At 58.5% G+C, this 14,604-nt stretch carries 14 protein-coding genes and 1 tRNA gene; 9 read left to right on the forward strand and 6 right to left on the reverse strand.

Annotation, left to right across the window (positions count from 1 at the left end):
• Window positions 1-232 precede the first annotated feature (232 nt).
• Window positions 233-568, reverse strand: a complete 336-nt coding sequence (locus tag BUQ81_RS00750; protein WP_074200491.1) for a PilZ domain-containing protein — start codon at window positions 566-568, stop codon at window positions 233-235.
• 276 nt (window positions 569-844) lie between these two features.
• Window positions 845-931: transfer RNA gene (locus BUQ81_RS00755), tRNA-Leu, on the reverse strand.
• A gap of 95 nt (window positions 932-1,026) precedes the next feature.
• Between BUQ81_RS00755 and BUQ81_RS00760 the strand changes: the two genes are divergently transcribed.
• Window positions 1,027-1,557, forward strand: coding sequence for a gamma carbonic anhydrase family protein (locus BUQ81_RS00760; RefSeq protein WP_074200492.1), 531 nt, complete (start codon window positions 1,027-1,029; stop codon window positions 1,555-1,557).
• Window positions 1,541-2,638, forward strand: a complete 1,098-nt coding sequence (locus BUQ81_RS00765; protein ID WP_074200493.1) for a diguanylate cyclase domain-containing protein — start codon at window positions 1,541-1,543, stop codon at window positions 2,636-2,638. The genes BUQ81_RS00760 and BUQ81_RS00765 overlap by 17 nt, the downstream gene beginning before the upstream one ends.
• Before the next feature lie 146 nt (window positions 2,639-2,784).
• On the opposite strand, the gene aroE is transcribed toward BUQ81_RS00765, so the two are convergent.
• Window positions 2,785-3,621, reverse strand: a complete 837-nt coding sequence (gene aroE / locus BUQ81_RS00770; protein ID WP_074200494.1) for a shikimate dehydrogenase — start codon at window positions 3,619-3,621, stop codon at window positions 2,785-2,787.
• Window positions 3,618-4,628 carry a porphobilinogen synthase gene (hemB, locus tag BUQ81_RS00775; protein ID WP_074200495.1) on the reverse strand — a complete coding sequence of 337 codons (1,011 nt, stop codon included), beginning with the start codon at window positions 4,626-4,628 and terminating at the stop codon, window positions 3,618-3,620. Before hemB ends, aroE begins: the two co-directional genes overlap by 4 nt.
• 80 nt (window positions 4,629-4,708) lie before the next feature.
• On the opposite strand from hemB, the gene BUQ81_RS00780 reads away from it, so the two are divergent.
• The 3 genes from BUQ81_RS00780 (at window position 4,709) to BUQ81_RS00790 (ending at window position 7,774) form a co-directional block, all read left to right on the forward strand.
• Complete coding sequence (locus BUQ81_RS00780; protein ID WP_074200496.1) at window positions 4,709-5,140, forward strand: hypothetical protein; 432 nt, start codon at window positions 4,709-4,711, stop codon at window positions 5,138-5,140.
• Window positions 5,141-5,367: 227 nt separating this feature from the next.
• Window positions 5,368-6,720, forward strand: coding sequence for a sulfite dehydrogenase (gene soxC, locus BUQ81_RS00785; protein ID WP_074200497.1), 1,353 nt, complete (start codon window positions 5,368-5,370; stop codon window positions 6,718-6,720).
• 34 nt (window positions 6,721-6,754) lie between these two features.
• Window positions 6,755-7,774: a c-type cytochrome gene (locus BUQ81_RS00790; protein ID WP_234947261.1), complete on the forward strand. Its 1,020-nt coding sequence runs from the start codon at window positions 6,755-6,757 to the stop codon at window positions 7,772-7,774.
• Between the two features lie 199 nt (window positions 7,775-7,973).
• Here the strand turns inward: BUQ81_RS00790 and BUQ81_RS00795 are convergent, their stop codons facing one another.
• Complete coding sequence (locus tag BUQ81_RS00795; RefSeq protein WP_074200499.1) at window positions 7,974-9,191, reverse strand: EAL and HDOD domain-containing protein; 1,218 nt, start codon at window positions 9,189-9,191, stop codon at window positions 7,974-7,976.
• 66 nt (window positions 9,192-9,257) lie between these two features.
• Window positions 9,258-9,935: a zinc metallopeptidase gene (locus BUQ81_RS00800; RefSeq protein WP_074200500.1), complete on the reverse strand. Its 678-nt coding sequence runs from the start codon at window positions 9,933-9,935 to the stop codon at window positions 9,258-9,260.
• A 45-nt stretch (window positions 9,936-9,980) separates the two neighbouring features.
• On the opposite strand from BUQ81_RS00800, the gene BUQ81_RS00805 reads away from it, so the two are divergent.
• From BUQ81_RS00805 to recF, 4 genes are all read left to right on the forward strand, one after another.
• Window positions 9,981-10,778, forward strand: a complete 798-nt coding sequence (locus tag BUQ81_RS00805) for a sulfite exporter TauE/SafE family protein (RefSeq protein ID WP_074200501.1) — start codon at window positions 9,981-9,983, stop codon at window positions 10,776-10,778.
• 229 nt (window positions 10,779-11,007) lie between these two features.
• Window positions 11,008-12,360, forward strand: coding sequence for a chromosomal replication initiator protein DnaA (dnaA, locus tag BUQ81_RS00810; protein WP_074200502.1), 1,353 nt, complete (start codon window positions 11,008-11,010; stop codon window positions 12,358-12,360).
• Window positions 12,361-12,371: 11 nt separating this feature from the next.
• On the forward strand, window positions 12,372-13,484 hold the full coding sequence (dnaN, locus tag BUQ81_RS00815) for a DNA polymerase III subunit beta (RefSeq protein WP_074200503.1): 1,113 nt from the start codon (window positions 12,372-12,374) through the stop codon (window positions 13,482-13,484).
• Between the two features lie 14 nt (window positions 13,485-13,498).
• Complete coding sequence (gene recF / locus BUQ81_RS00820) at window positions 13,499-14,539, forward strand: DNA replication/repair protein RecF (protein ID WP_074200504.1); 1,041 nt, start codon at window positions 13,499-13,501, stop codon at window positions 14,537-14,539.
• Window positions 14,540-14,604: the final 65 nt, after the last annotated feature.

Here is a 14,604-nt window from a genome sequence, read left to right on the forward strand (position 1 = left end):
CCACCGCCAGGGTACGGACCACCCCGGGGTTATGCGCCCCCGCCAGCACCGCAGGGCTACGCGCCGCCACCCCCTCCACCGGGTTATGCCCCCCCTCCGCCTCCCCCCGGCTTTGGTCCCGGGGCCATGCCCCCACCGCCACCGCCCGGTTACGCACCGCCTGCACGCTAACGCGTTGCATCAAAAAGCCCGCCACTCTGGCGGGCTTTTTGATTGCGAGGCAGTGAGTTGATCAGGCGCTGATCAGGTGCTCGAAGACCTGTTCATAGTCTTCATTGGTTTCCTTGAGCTCCACCCCTACGTGATAGGCCTGCTCCATGGTGTCGATGCAGTGACGCACAACCCCGGTAAAGAGGTAGTCATGGAAGCGATGATCTTGGTTGTCTTCCACTTCAAAGTGCACTTCCAGTTGAGCCCCTTCTGGAACCGGTTCCTGGCTGAACAGTCCCACACCCTTGAGAGACAGGTCGCTGGTTGTGCCGAAAACGGTGTGGTCGTTGGGCATTTTTATAATGATGGGACGGTTGACGGGTACGCGCGTATGCGCACGGCGTTCTTCTGGTGTCATGAGTCTTCCTCTTGATGCATTGTTCCTGTGCTTTTTTGCTTAAGGCCGCATGTCCGCGTCCTATGCTGCCATGTCCGGCACTATGATGGCTGCCATTGCGCCGTCGATTCTAACGGTCGGTCTGTGTGACGGCTGGGCAGGTCACTGCGCCGAATAAAAATGTCTGATCGGGATTAAAGCAAAAAACGGACGTGAGGTCGAGCAAAAGGTGGATAATGTGAACTATAGGTTCACAAAAAATGAGTAATTGGGGAAGGGCAATCAGAGGAGAAAGATTGGTGCGGATGGTGAGAGTCGAACTCACACGGGTTTTACCCCACAGAGACCTGAACCCTGCGCGTCTACCAGTTCCGCCACATCCGCACACTGGGTAGATGACGGCGTATTATAGAGATGATTGCGGACTTGTAAACCCCTTTTGTGATATTTTTCCGTGAACTGAACCGAGTGAGGATTTCATGACGATCAAGGCATTTGAAAACCATTTTCCACAGCTGGCACCGGGCGCCTGGGTTGCTGATGAGGCTCTGGTTGTGGGCCAGTGCGTACTGGGCGAGGATGCGAGTGTCTGGCCCATGGCCGTCTTGCGGGGCGATGTGAATTTCATCGAGATCGGTGCGCGCACCAATATTCAGGATGGGGTAGTGGTGCATGTGACCCATGAGAGCGAATGGGGCCCTGGGGCCCCTACCCGTGTTGGTGCCGATGTGACCGTGGGGCATAACGCCACCCTGCATGGCTGCACCATTGAGGATGAGGTGCTCATCGGGATGAATGCCGTCGTGCTTGATGGCGCTGTAGTGCCGCGGCATACCATCGTAGGAGCCCATGCCCTGGTGCCGCCGGGCAAGGTGTTGGAAAGCGGTTGGCTGTATGTGGGGGCGCCGGTCAAGAAGGCGCGTCCTCTTACAGAGGAGGAAAAGGCCTTTTTCAAGTATTCGGCCGCACACTATGTGGCACTGAAGGTGAGGCATGCCCGCGCAAGCTGAACAACGCCCCGGTACGCTGGACCGGCTGTTCTGGCGCATCTTTCTTGCCAAGCTGTGGCGGCTCCCCGTTGCGGTGGTTGTCGTATGGGCGGCAGCTGCTGTGCAGCGGTTCGACATCGCGCATGCGTCGATTCCGGTTTATGAGTGGATTTTCTGGATAGTTCCGACCGCTCTGGGGGTGCTTTTCGGGCTGTTATGGAGTGTGGTGTCGGCCCTGAAAACACGCCTGCGCTGGGAGGCGGAGCTGCTGGCCCATCTTGTTGGCGATGCCCATGACGTGTTGATTTTGCGCGAACGCGCACGCTTCTGGTATATCTCCCCGCAGATCAAGGCGTTGACGGGGTATGATGCCGAAGTGTTTCGGTTGACACCCGAGTTTTTCGAATCCCTGATCCACCCGGAAGATCTGGCCGCCTGGCAGCGTTATCAGAATGCCATCTGGCGTCAGGAAGCGCTTCCACTCACGCACAAGTACGAGTTTCGGCTGCGCACGCCGCACCGCGGGCTGGTCTGGGTGCGCCATCAGGTGAGCTGCTTTGCCTTTCATGGGTTGCGTATCTGTCGATGCGTACTGCACGATATTACCGAACAGGTGGAGCTCAAGCGGCTGTTTAACCGTTTGCAGCATGAGGACGTGTTGACGGGTCTGCCCAATCGTCAGGGGTTGATCAGGCAGTGCAGCCACCGCCTGACACCCGGTGCTGAAGTGACCTTCGTGGTGATCGACGTGGTGGACCTGCGCCGCATCAATCTGAATGAATCCGTGGCCGTGGGAGACCGTATTTTGATGACACTGGCCGAACGGCTGCAACACTGGGTGGAGGTACACAGCGAGGCTATTTGCACAGGACGGCTAGTGGGGGACAATTTCCTAGTTGTCCTGCTCGGCAACAGTGAGGCGATACAGGCGCTATTGCTGAGTGAGCGGGAGGGGCTGGAACAGCCCTATTATGCCGATGAGGTGGGGCGTTATGTGCCGTTTCGGTTGGGCTTTGGCTTTTACACCGTGCAGGTGGACAACCCCGATGACTGTAAAGCGCTGGAAGCCTATCTGCAGGCCGCCTACCTGAATGCCCATTAGCACCTTGGCGTCAGCACAAGCGAATCGTCCCAAGACGCGAGTTAAAAGGCTGTGTTGTTTGAATGCCAAGGGGAGAAAGGGGTGTGTGTCCTCTTTCCAGTGTTCCGGCATTTGTGACGCGGGCCAGTTGAACCCCCAAGGGTATTTCAGCGCTCGCCGCGGATAATCTTGCGAACAGCTTCCAGAACAGGCGCACTTTGGGGACGTACGCCGCGCCAGCTCGCAAAGGCTTCGGCAGCCTGGCACACCAGCATCCCCAGTCCGTCTCGCACCGTACAGTTCGGTTGAGTTTCGCTGGCCCAGCGCAGGAATACGGTCGGTTCTGCAGCGTACATCATGTCGTACACGAGGCTGTTGCCGCCAATGACCGCAGTCGGGATGGGGGGTAGCTTGCCCTCCAGACTGGCTGCCGTGCCATTGATAATGACATCAAACGGCGTGTCTGGAATGGCCTCGAAGGTACCGCCGCTCACCCGTGCATCGGCAAAGCGGCGCGCCAGGGCTTCGGCGCGCCCCGCGGTGCGGTTGGCAATGAAAATGCTGTTCGGATCAGCGGCCAGCAGGGGGTGCAGCACGCCCTGAACGGCACCGCCGGCGCCCAGAATCAGCACGCTTTTGCCGCGGAGTGAGACGCCAGCCAATTCTTCAATATCCTGCACGAGGCCAACCCCATCGGTGTTGTCGCCCAGAACGCCTTCGTCCGTGAAAGTGAGGGTGTTGACGGCCTGGGCGATGTCGGCCCGGTCGGTCAGTGTGTCGGCGAACTCAAACGCGTCCAGTTTGTAGGGGACGGTAACGTTAAGGCCCCTGTATCCCAGCGCCATCAGTTCCCGAACCGCTGCGGCGAAAGGTTTTTCGTCCGCGTCAATCAGAATCGCTTCGTATACCAGATCTTCGCCGGTCTGTTCGGCAAACAGTCGGTGAATGAGCGGGGACTTGGAATGGGCAATGGGATAACCCACTACGGCGTATTTGTCCGTCATGCACACCGCTCCTCACGCAGCCACTGGGCAGCCTGCTTGGCGTAGTAGGTAAGGATGCCATCGGCGCCGGCACGCTTGCAGCTGAGCAGGGTTTCCAGCGCCACTTTGCGTTCATCGATCCAGCCGTTGGCGGCTGCCGCCTTGAGCATGGCGTACTCTCCGCTGACGTGATAAACGAATGTAGGCGCCTTGAAGGTATCCTTGATGCGGCGCACGATGTCCAGATACGGCACGCCGGGCTTGACCATCACCATGTCGGCGCCTTCGTTCAGATCCAGCGCCACTTCATGCAGCGCTTCGTCGGAATTGGCCGGATCCATCTGATAGGTGGACTTGTCACCCTTGCCCAGGTTGGCGGCAGAACCGACTGCGTCGCGGAAGGGGCCATAGTAGGCGGAGGCGTATTTTGCTGAGTAGGCCATGATGCGCGTATGGATGAACCCTGCCGCTTCCAGTGCTTCACGAATCGCGCCCACGCGACCATCCATCATGTCGGAGGGCCCCACCACATCGGCTCCTGCTTCTGCGTGGGAAAGTGCCTGCTTGACCAGAACGCGGGTGGTTTCTTCATTTAGTACATAGCCGGTGTCATCGATGATGCCATCCTGCCCGTGGGTGGTAAAGGGATCCAGCGCCACATCGGTCATGACGCCCAGTTGGGGGAAATGCTGCTTGAGCGCGCGCACGGCCCGTTGCGCCAGGCCGTCAGGATTCCAGGCCTCTTCTGCCTGCAGGGACTTCTTCTCCTGCGGGACGACCGGGAAGAGGGCGATCATGGGAATGCCCAGGGCAAGCAGCGTTTCGGCCTCCTTCAGCAGCAGGTCGATGGAGAGGCGTTCAATGCCGGGCATCGATGGTACGGCTTCACGCTGGTTTTCGCCTTCCAGCACGAACATCGGATAGATCAGGTCGTCGACCGTAAGAAGTGTTTCCCGCATCAGGCGGCGCGAAAAGGCATCTCGGCGCATGCGGCGGGGACGGGTGAGGGGGAACTGTTGTCGGAGCATTCGGGCTGTCCTTTACAATGCGAGGTCAACGTTTTCAAATGATACGCACAAACGCTGGTCGGTGCCATTGGGAGGGCGACATGGATTACGAATATCTCTTTTTTGACCGCGGTCTCGCAGAGCGCTTTGCGCAGGGGTGTGAAAACGAGGGGGCTGCAACGGAGGTTGAAGTTCAGCAGGATGGTGTGGTGGTGCGCCTGACCGGTACGGTCAGCGATGCACTGGCCGAGATGGCCGAGGCGCTTTATGACGAACTGTTTTTTGGCGAGCAGGCCGAGATGGTGGAGGCAGAAGATGAAAGTGTGGCCATGACCGGCATGCAGATTCAGCTCAAGGACGGCAGTTATACCACTGTGCTGATTCCACCGGAGATCATGAATCGCCTGCTCAGTGTCTTTTCCGTGGACGAACTGAACCGCTTCATGCACGATGTGGCGCGCGCCATTGAGGACCCGAATGGTGGTGGAACGGTCTGTCAGGTGATGCGCCGCGAAGGGTATCTCGACTCATAGAAACCGGTTGCCACCCTCATAAAAAATTTATATCAGGATTTAATGGTTTTTTGAATTCATTGTCTTGCGCCGCTTTCCACTGCCACGTTAAGATTGCAAGACTCGCTTGTGCAACCTGTCCACTTGTGGTTGAGCGGGCAGGTCAACACAGCCGCTTGTGCTTTATACAGTGCAGGCACTGACTGTTGGTGTTACAGAGCAAGAATACCAATCAAGGAGCACTATCAATGACTGATAATCGCGTTGAAGAAAAGGTTGCAGTGCAATCCGAGGAGAGCCGCAGCCAGAGCCGCCGCGCTTTTCTGAAGGGTTCTGCGGCCGTCGCCGGTGGCGTGCTGTTTACCAAGGCAGCCTCCGCCGACTATGATCCCAAGAAGGCTGTGGCGCCTTACGCGGGCGAAAAGGAAATTACCGAGCCGCTGCAGGACGGCCCCTGGCGCAAGCGTCTGGGTTTCGGTGTGCGTCGTTACCCCTATGGCGTCCCCTCTCCCTACGAGAAGGACGTGCAGCGCCGCACGCTGGAGTGGCTGACGCCTGACTCCATGGCGTCCATCACCATGACACCCATTCAGAGCCTGCACGGTATCATTACCCCGAACGGCCTGCACTTCGAGCGTTTCCACGGCGGTGCCGCGGATATCGATCCCAAGACCCACCGTCTGGTGATTCATGGTCTGGTTGAGCGCCCGCTGATCTTCACCGTTGATGATCTGAAGCGCTTCCCCTCCATTTCCCGCATCCACTTCATCGAGTGTCCGGCCAACGGCGCGATGGAATGGAAGGGCGTGCAGCTGAACTCCGTGCAGTGGACGCACGGCATGATGTCCTGCGTGGAATACACCGGTGTTCGCCTGTCTGACCTGCTCAAGGAAGCTGGCATCAAGCTGGACAAGGCACGCTGGATTATTCCTGAAGGTGCGGACGCATCCGGCATGTCCCGCTCCATTCCGCTGGAAATTGCTATGGACGACTGTTTTGTGGCCTATGCGCAGAACGGTGAAGCACTGCGCCGCGAGCAGGGTTATCCCATCCGCCTGGTGGTGCCGGGCTGTGAAGCCAACATGTGGGTGAAATACCTGCGTCGCATCAAGGTTACAGACGTACCGCTGCAGCACCGTGAAGAAACTTCCAAGTACACCGAGCTGATGCCGGATGGTACGGCCCAGCGCTTCTCCTGGTACATGGAACCCAACTCCGTGATCACCTACCCGTCTCCTGACTACCGCATGCAGGGTCCGGGCAAGTACTATGTACGTGGTCTGGCATGGTCCGGTCGCGGCAAAGTCGCCCATGTGGATGTATCCTTCGATGGCGGCAAGAACTGGCACGAGGCGCACTTCACTTCGCCGGTACTGGACAAGGCATGGACCCGTTTCGAGATCGAATGGGATTGGGATGGCAGCGAGGCTTTCCTGATGAGCCGTGTTACCGACGAAACCGGTTACGTACAGCCGCCCATGCCGCAAATGCGTGCAGTGGAAGGTACCAACAACGTTTACCACCGTACTGCGATGGTAACGTGGCGCGTACATGCCTGGGATAGCAAAAACGGAGGCTTGATTGAAAATGTTCAGTACTAAGAAATCTCTGATCGCCGCAGCAGTTGTTGCCTCTATGGCAGCAGGCTCGGCCCTTGCCATGAGCAGCAACGACAAGGGTGGCGATACCGCCGCCGCTGCAGGCAAGATCGAAGGCAAGTGGGCCGCCAACTACCGCGAAATCATCAAGGAAAATGGCGGAAAGTATCTGGACCGTGAGGTGATGGAAAAGATCCTGGGTTCAGACGTAAATTCGCTGCGTGCCAAGCTGGATCCCAACAACCCATACTCCTTCGAGGTAGACGACAGCATCGATGGTGGCCCGCACGGCAACGCCCAGTGTAAGGTGCCCAAGGCGTTTGTTGAAGTCTGGGACAGCGCTGAAAAGAATGAAAAGGCGGATTACATCGCCAATAAGTTTGGCAAGCCTATCGCAGAGTCTGCGCTGAAGATCTGGGAGATCAACGTGGATGGTGACGGTAACGGCTGGCCGAACGTCTCTGAAGAAGAGGCCGTGACCGTCGAAAAGGGTGGCAACATCTACGTTCAGTTCTGCGGCATGTGTCACGGTGAGTTTGGTGAGGGCGCCAAGGGTTACCTGCCGCTGGCGGTGGACGAGGATCTGGTAACCTCGGACTTCCGCGATCCGGCGCCCATGAAAACCATCGGCAACTACTGGCCGTATGCGACCACCATTTTCGATTACAGCCGCCGTGCCATGCCATTCTGGTCACCCAACTCGCCTGCGATTGGCGACAAGGGTTACCTGGGTATTACGGCTTATCTGATTCAGGCCAACGGTATTCCGCTGGATGATGAAGACACCACGCTGGACGACAGCGACAAGGCAACGGCTCAGGTCATTATGGCGGCCAACAAATATATGAAGAACCAGGGCAACTTCTTCTGCGACCACCGTCCTGTGACGCACAACAAGCGTTGCATGAAGGATTGTCCGGATTATCTGGTTGGCGATGGTGCGGGTAACATCCACCATTACCGTCAGGCGCGTCGTCTGCCGGATGGCACACCTCAGTACAACGTAAATCAGCGTCTGCATGAGGCACCTCCGGGTGTCGGCCACGCAGGCTTCTAATTTGCATTGTGACTGCCTGAACCGTGTCAAGCCCGCCTTTTGGCGGGCTTTTTTGTGCCCGTCTGTCAGGTATTCACGGGAGCCGGTTCAGCTGGTGAACAATTGAATTTGGTTTGTTTGCAAGTGGGAATCTATGCCCTGATCGCACAAAAAAGCGCCATTAAGGCGCTTTTTTGCATGTTAGGGCTGAGAGGGGGGGTTATCGGGCGCTTTGCAGAATTTTGCTGGCCCAGGCAGTGGCGGCAAGATAGAAGGAGGAGATGTTCATGATATCCAGGTTTTCAAACCGCAGACTCATGAGATCCGTACTGCCCTGTTCCAGTGCCTTGGTAATGCGCAGTGCCTGTCCCATATCGCCCTCGTAGTCTGTCAGTGCCTTCTTGAGCGGGGCAGCCAGGGGCAGTTGATCCACCAGATCTCGCATGGGCAGATGGAAAAAGGCATTCAGGGTGGAAAACAGGCCGACGAGGAAAAAGGCGTCCTTTTCCCGTTCATGCCCGGGTGCATGCGCTGCCAGCATCTCCATGAACTTGCCGCGGGTGAGCGCTGTCTTGAGCAGTTCTTCCGGCACGCCTTCCGCCCGGCTGAGCAGCATGATGGTGACCCAGAACTTGAGGCGCTTGAGTCCCATCAGTTGCACTGCATCCTCGATGCTGGTCACTTCCCGGGGCAGGTCGTTGCTGGGGTGGTTGATCGCAGCCAGCAGCTGGTGCGTCAGGGCCACATCGGTTGAGATGATTTCCGCGAGGCGGTCAAAGTCGGTGTCGTCGCTGTTGAGTTCAGCAATCAGCTGCAGCAGGGCCGCTTCGTTGGGGCTGAGTTCCTGATCGGCACTGATCACCGGATTGACAAAGTAGTAACCCTGGAAGAGTTCGACGCCTTCAGCCTTCAGGCGTTGGAACTGGGCCTCGTCCTCCACGTGGGTAACAATGGGGGTGTGCGTGTCCTTCAGTTTGAGATAGGTCGCAATGGCGGCCTCTTCACCCAGCGTTTTCAGGTTCAGCTTCACGAAGCGGGCGATGCTCAGCAGTTTGTCTGTGGTGTCGTCCGCCTGATAGTCGTGCAGTGCAATCTGTAAACCATCATTGTGCAGGGCTTTCAGGTAGGCGAGTGCATCGCGGTTGCCCACAATGCCGCGGTCGATTTCAATGACCAGACGCGAGCGGTCTTGCAGTGGCGGCAGTACATCCGGCTTCAGCAGGACGTAGGGCACGCGATAAAAACAGTAATTGGGACCCGCCAGCGCATCCAGAGCCTCATTCTTCTGCAGATCCGCGAACAGTTCGCGGGCCTCATCTTCCCACGCTTGATCGGTCAATGTCTGTTTGCCAACGGTCTGCAGAGTGTAGCTATAGCTGTGCAGCTTCTGGTTGGCGTCGAGGACGGGTTGTTTGATGCAGAGAATGTGACGGTCCATGGTATCCACTCTATTTTGAAAAGTTTATTGACTGGATTATACGACCCGGCGTCTGATGATGCACCTTCAGCGGCGACCCTGCTGTAACCAGCGCAGTACATTGAACAGACTGCCTACCGATTGCGCCACATAGGTCAGGGCGCAGGCGCGCAGTACCTGTCGCATGATGCGCAGCTGTGCCGGTGTGAAGTGTCCGCTTTCCTGCAGCCAGGGCAGGGCCCGGTTGAAACTGGCATCCCATTCCACCTGCAGGGTCTGCAGGTGAATCAGCAGTGGTACGCCCTGTGCAATAAAGCCCGCGGTAAAGGCCAGCATGGGGGCAACGAAGCCATGGGTGAGGGGGATGAGCAATGGTGCCGCCAGCAGGGCGCCGGCGCTAAGTTTCTGCAGCCACTGAGCGCGCTGGATCAATTGAATGCGCTGCATGAACCCGGGGTGTTGTTCGGCATGCTGCTGGGCGTGGGCCACTTCGTGGGCGGCGACAGCGACGGCGGCAAGAGAGGGGGTGCTGTAAAAGGCTGGGCTCAGGCGGACCGTGCGTGTGGTGGGGTCATAGTGGTCGCTCTCGCCCCGTTCCAGCGAGACGGGGAGATTCTTCTGGCGGATCAACCATGCGGCAAACTCGGCACCACCGCCCGGCAGATTGGCGGGCGTGTTGTGGCGCCTGAGTGTCCAGCTGGCCCACCAACCAGGCAGCTGTGACAGCAGTGCCAGCAGCACGAGTCCAATGAGTGCATAAGCCATGGAGCGTATAATGCGTGCGGCCAGGCGAGATTACAAGGCGAGAACATGATTATCGAATTGGGTGTCTATCTGCTTACCGGTGCCGTGGTCGGTTTCATGGCGGGGCTGTTTGGCGTTGGCGGTGGGTTGATCGTCGTGCCCGTATTGACGAGCGTATTTGCATGGTATTTGGATACGCCACATATCGTGCATTTGGCCATCGGCACTTCACTGGCAACGATTCTGGTGACCTCACTGGCATCGGTGCGTGCCCATCATGGACATGGTGCCGTGCGCTGGGACCTGGTCAAGCAGTTGTCGGCGGGCATTTTTCTGGGCGGATTTCTGGGTGGCTGGGGTTCGCAGTTTGTGCCTTCGAAGGAGCTGGCCATTGTCTTCGCCGTGATGGAAATATTCATTGCCATCAATTTCATCCTCGCATTGCAGCCTAAGCCGCATCGTACCCTGCCCGGACCGGTGGGCAATTTCTTCGCCGGCGTGGTCATTGGTTTTCTGGCCTCGCTGGTGGGCATTGGCGGCGGCACACTGACGACCCCGTATCTGGTCTGGCACAACATCTCATTGCACGAGGCCATTGCCACATCGGCGGCCTGCAGTCTGCCGGTTGCTGCAGCCGGTACGCTGGGTTATCTGCTGGGTGGAATGCATGCCACGGACATTCCGCCCTTCGCGACCGGTTATATCTACTGGCCGGCCTTTCTCGGTATCGTGGCGGCGAGCAGTCTGACGGCGAAGTATGGCGCCCGGCTGGCGCACCGTCTCCCACCCAAGCCGCTCAAGCGCGCGCTTGGGGTGCTGCTGTTGCTGCTGGCAGGGAAGATGATCTTTTTTGCGCACGCATGAAACGACTTTTAAATCAATGGGATGTGCACTTTTCTCGCAACTTGTCCACAGGGTTTATGCAAAAGTTATCCACAACCCTTCTTTGTTTTTGAGGGTTATGCACAGCTATAATGGCCTCTGAACACAGACGTATCGTCATCAAATATTATCGGTCAACGCAAACTGCCCAGCCGTGGCCAACACGCCGGCTGCAGCAAGGGCATGACCGCCAGATCAGAGGGTCAAAACATTGAGCACCACATGGAATCAAAGCCTTTCGCTTCTTCAGGATCAGCTCAATGAAATGCAGTTCTTTACCTGGATCCGGCCTTTAGAGGTCAAGGAAGAAGGCAATACCCTGCGGCTGATCGCGCCCACCTCCCACATGCAGGACTGGATCAACCGCAAGCTGCTGCCGCAGATTCGCGCCGCAGTGGCGCAGGTGAAGCCGCAAAATCCGCCGGAAGTGGTTGTGGAGGTAGGCGGCGACTACAATCTGGCAGCAGAGCCCGCGCCGCAAAACGCCCGTCCTGCCGGTGGGGCGGCCGTGGTAGAGGTGGAGAAACCCAAGACCGCCGGCATTCGCCACAACCTCAATCCTGCCTTTACATTCGAGAATTTTGTGGAAGGCAAGGCCAACCAGCTCGCAGCCGCAGCCGCACGACAGGTGGCAGAAAACCCCGGCGGCAGCTACAACCCCTTCTTCATCTACGGCGGCGTTGGTCTGGGTAAGACCCACCTGATGCACGCCATCGGCAATGCCATGCTGAAAAACAACCCCGACGCGCGCGTGGTCTATCTGCACTCCGAGCGTTTCGTGGCGGACATGGTCAATGCCCTGCGTCACAACAAGATCGACCAGTTCAAGCGCTTCTACCGTTCACTGGATGCTTTGCTGATCGATGACATCCAGTTCTTTGCTAACAAGGAGCAGTCGCAGGAAGAGTTCTTTCACACCTTCAATACCCTACTGGAAGGCAACAAGCAGGTTATCCTCACCTCCGACCGCTTCCCGAAGGAGGTGGACGGCCTGGAAGATCGCCTCAAGTCCCGCTTTGGGTGGGGGCTGACCATTCAGGTGGAGCCGCCCGAGTTCGAAATGCGCGTGGCCATTCTGCTGCAGAAGGCCGCTGAAGCCGATGTGCGCCTGCCGGAGGAGGTGGCGTTTTTCATCGCCAAGCGACTGCGCGGCAATGTGCGCGATCTGGAAGGGGCCCTCAAGCGCGTGATCGCCTACGCCCAGTTCACACAGCAGCCCATTACGCTGGAGCTGGCCAAGGATGCGCTCAAGGACCTGTTGCGCATCCAGGAAAAGCGCATTACCCTTGAGAACATTCAGAAAACGGTGGCGGACTACTACAAGCTGCCCATTCGCGAGCTGCTCTCCAAGCGGCGCAGCCGCAACGTGGCCCGCCCCCGGCAAATGGCCATGGCACTGGCGAAGGAGCTCACCAGCCACAGCCTGCCCGAGATCGGTGACGCCTTTGGCGGTCGTGATCACACCACCGTACTGCATGCGGTGCGGCAGATGAAAAAACTGCGCAGTGAAGATGCGCGCCTGGAAGAAGACTTCAACAACCTGATCAAGATACTGACCAACTGAGGGGAGAGTGCATGAACCTGACCATCAGCCGGGACACGTTGCTCAAGGCGCTGCAAACCGTTGCAGGGGTGGTGGAGAAACGTCAGACCAAGGTGATTTTGGGCAATGTGCTGCTACAGCTGCAGGACCAGACACTGACGGTGACGGCCACCGATCTGGAAATCGAAGTACGCGCCCAGGTGCTGGTGGACAGTGCCGACCAGCCTCAGTTCGCTACCACGCTGCCGGCGGTCAAGCTGCTCAATATTGTGCGCGCGTTGCCGGAAGGTGTGGTGATTCAGCTCAGCTTTAACGAAAGCGGGCGCTGCACCCTCAGTGCGGGGCGCTCTCGCTTCAAGCTGTCCACCCTGCCCGCCGATGAATTCCCGCTGCTGGATCTGACTCAGGCGACAGTGACCCTCAGTGTGCCGCAGAACCGCCTGCGCCATATTCTCTCGCACACCCAATTCGCCATGGCGCAGCAGGACGTGCGCTACTATCTCAACGGGATGCTGTTCGATATCAATGACCATGCACTGCGCGTGGTGGCGACCGATGGACACCGCCTTTCCACCTGTGAAACCCAGCTGGATACCGACAACCTGCCCCATACGGAAGCCATTCTGCCGCGCAAGGGCGCGCTGGAGCTGATCAAGCTGGTTCACGACAGCGACGATCTGGTGCAGTTGGGTCTGGCCAGCAACATGATGACCGTGCAGATGGAAGGCGTCACCTTTACCTCCAAGCTGATCGAAGGGCGCTTCCCCGACTATCGCCGCGTGCTGCCCACTGCCAACGATCTGTTGCTCAAGGCGGACCGCAATCTGCTCAAGGCAATTCTGCAGCGCGCCACCATCCTCTCCAGCGATCGCTTCAAGTCGGTGCGACTGGCGCTCAAGCCGGGCCTGCTGACCGTCACAGCCCACAACAGCGAGCAGGACGAGGCCTACGAAGAACTGGTGGTGGAGTATGACGGCCCCGAGTTCGAGATTGCCTTCAATGTGCAGTATCTGCTGGATGTGCTCAATACCAGTCAGGACGACTTTGTCACCCTTGCCTTCAAGGATGCCACCTCGGCGCTGCTCATCGAGGAGCAGGGCGAACTGGCCCATTGCCAGCACGTCATCATGCCCATGCGGCTCTGATCCCCCGTTGACACGTGGCGCGTCTTGAACAGCTGGCGCTGACCAACTTTCGTTGTTTCGAGCATCTGAACTGGGCGCTTGCGCCCGGTTTCAATGCCGTGCTTGGCGCCAATGCTGCCGGGAAAACGGCCATCGTCGAAGCCCTGTGGTTGTTGGCCACGGGGCGCTCCTTCCGCACCGCACGCCTTAATCAGGTCATTCGTCATCAACAGAATCAGGCAGTGGTGTTTGCGCAGGTAGAGGGTCATCGCCTCGGCTGGTCGCGCACCTTGCAGGCAACCACCTTGCGCCTGGATGGCCAGAGCGTTGATACGCAAGCGCAGCTGAGCAAAAAACTGCCGCTGCAGCTGCTGACCCCGGAGTCCCATCGTCTGCTGGAGGAGGGACCGCGCCTGCGCCGGCAGTATCTGGACTGGGGCGGCTTCTATCACTTCAGCGATTTCATGGCCCACTGGCGTCCGTGGCGGCGCGCCCTCAAGCAGCGCAATCAAGCGTTGCGTCTGGGGCAGCCGTTGCAGGCCGTGCAGGTATGGGATGGCGTGCTGATTCAGCACGGCGCCGCGCTGGATGTATTGCGGCGGGCTTATCTGGAAGAAATACTGCCACCGCTGCAGCGCTTTGTTGGCGCGCTGCTGCCCGAAGTGACCGCATCCCTGAGCGTACACTACCGCAGCGGCTGGCGCCAGGGCCTGACACTGGCCGAAGCGTTGCAGGAAAGTGCGCCGCGGGACAGGGAGCAGCGCACCACCACCGTGGGTCCGCACCGCGCCGACGTGCGTTTTCGCTTCGACGGTGTGGATGCCGAGGTGGCCCTCTCACGGGGGCAGCAGAAACTGTTCGTCTGTGCCCTGTTGCTGGCGCAGGCTAAAGCCTTTCAGCAGCGTCACGGTCGTCCCGTGGTGATGCTCATTGATGACTTGCCCGCCGAACTGGATGCCGACCACCGTGCCCACCTGCTGGCGCTGCTTGCCGAGCAGGGCATTCAGCACGTCGTCACCGCCACCGACGCGGCGCTACTGCCGGGCGTGGAACAGGCGAACACCCTGCAATTGTGATAAAATCAGGGCACTTTCGCACACCCTCTGAGCGCGTCCGCGTTGCAGGCAGTATGGCGGCAAAT

It is taken from the genome of Sulfurivirga caldicuralii, assembly GCF_900141795.1.
GTDB classification, from domain to species: Bacteria; Pseudomonadota; Gammaproteobacteria; order Thiomicrospirales; family Thiomicrospiraceae; genus Sulfurivirga; species Sulfurivirga caldicuralii.

Excerpts from the sequence above, each read along its gene's own strand:
- BUQ81_RS00765 (WP_074200493.1), top strand. The coding sequence starts at position 1,541 with ATGCCCGCGCAAGCTGAACAACGCCCCGGTACGCTGGACCGGCTGTTC.
- BUQ81_RS00780 (WP_074200496.1), top strand. The coding sequence starts at position 4,709 with ATGGATTACGAATATCTCTTTTTTGACCGCGGTCTCGCAGAGCGCTTT.
- BUQ81_RS00790 (WP_234947261.1), top strand. The coding sequence starts at position 6,755 with ATGGCAGCAGGCTCGGCCCTTGCCATGAGCAGCAACGACAAGGGTGGC.
- dnaN (WP_074200503.1), top strand. The coding sequence starts at position 12,372 with ATGAACCTGACCATCAGCCGGGACACGTTGCTCAAGGCGCTGCAAACC.
- BUQ81_RS00760 (WP_074200492.1), top strand. The coding sequence starts at position 1,027 with ATGACGATCAAGGCATTTGAAAACCATTTTCCACAGCTGGCACCGGGC.
- BUQ81_RS00750 (WP_074200491.1), bottom strand. The coding sequence starts at position 568 with ATGACACCAGAAGAACGCCGTGCGCATACGCGCGTACCCGTCAACCGT.
- hemB (WP_074200495.1), bottom strand. The coding sequence starts at position 4,628 with ATGCTCCGACAACAGTTCCCCCTCACCCGTCCCCGCCGCATGCGCCGA.
- BUQ81_RS00800 (WP_074200500.1), bottom strand. The coding sequence starts at position 9,935 with ATGGCTTATGCACTCATTGGACTCGTGCTGCTGGCACTGCTGTCACAG.
- BUQ81_RS00805 (WP_074200501.1), top strand. The coding sequence starts at position 9,981 with ATGATTATCGAATTGGGTGTCTATCTGCTTACCGGTGCCGTGGTCGGT.
- aroE (WP_074200494.1), bottom strand. The coding sequence starts at position 3,621 with ATGACGGACAAATACGCCGTAGTGGGTTATCCCATTGCCCATTCCAAG.
- BUQ81_RS00795 (WP_074200499.1), bottom strand. The coding sequence starts at position 9,191 with ATGGACCGTCACATTCTCTGCATCAAACAACCCGTCCTCGACGCCAAC.
- soxC (WP_074200497.1), top strand. The coding sequence starts at position 5,368 with ATGACTGATAATCGCGTTGAAGAAAAGGTTGCAGTGCAATCCGAGGAG.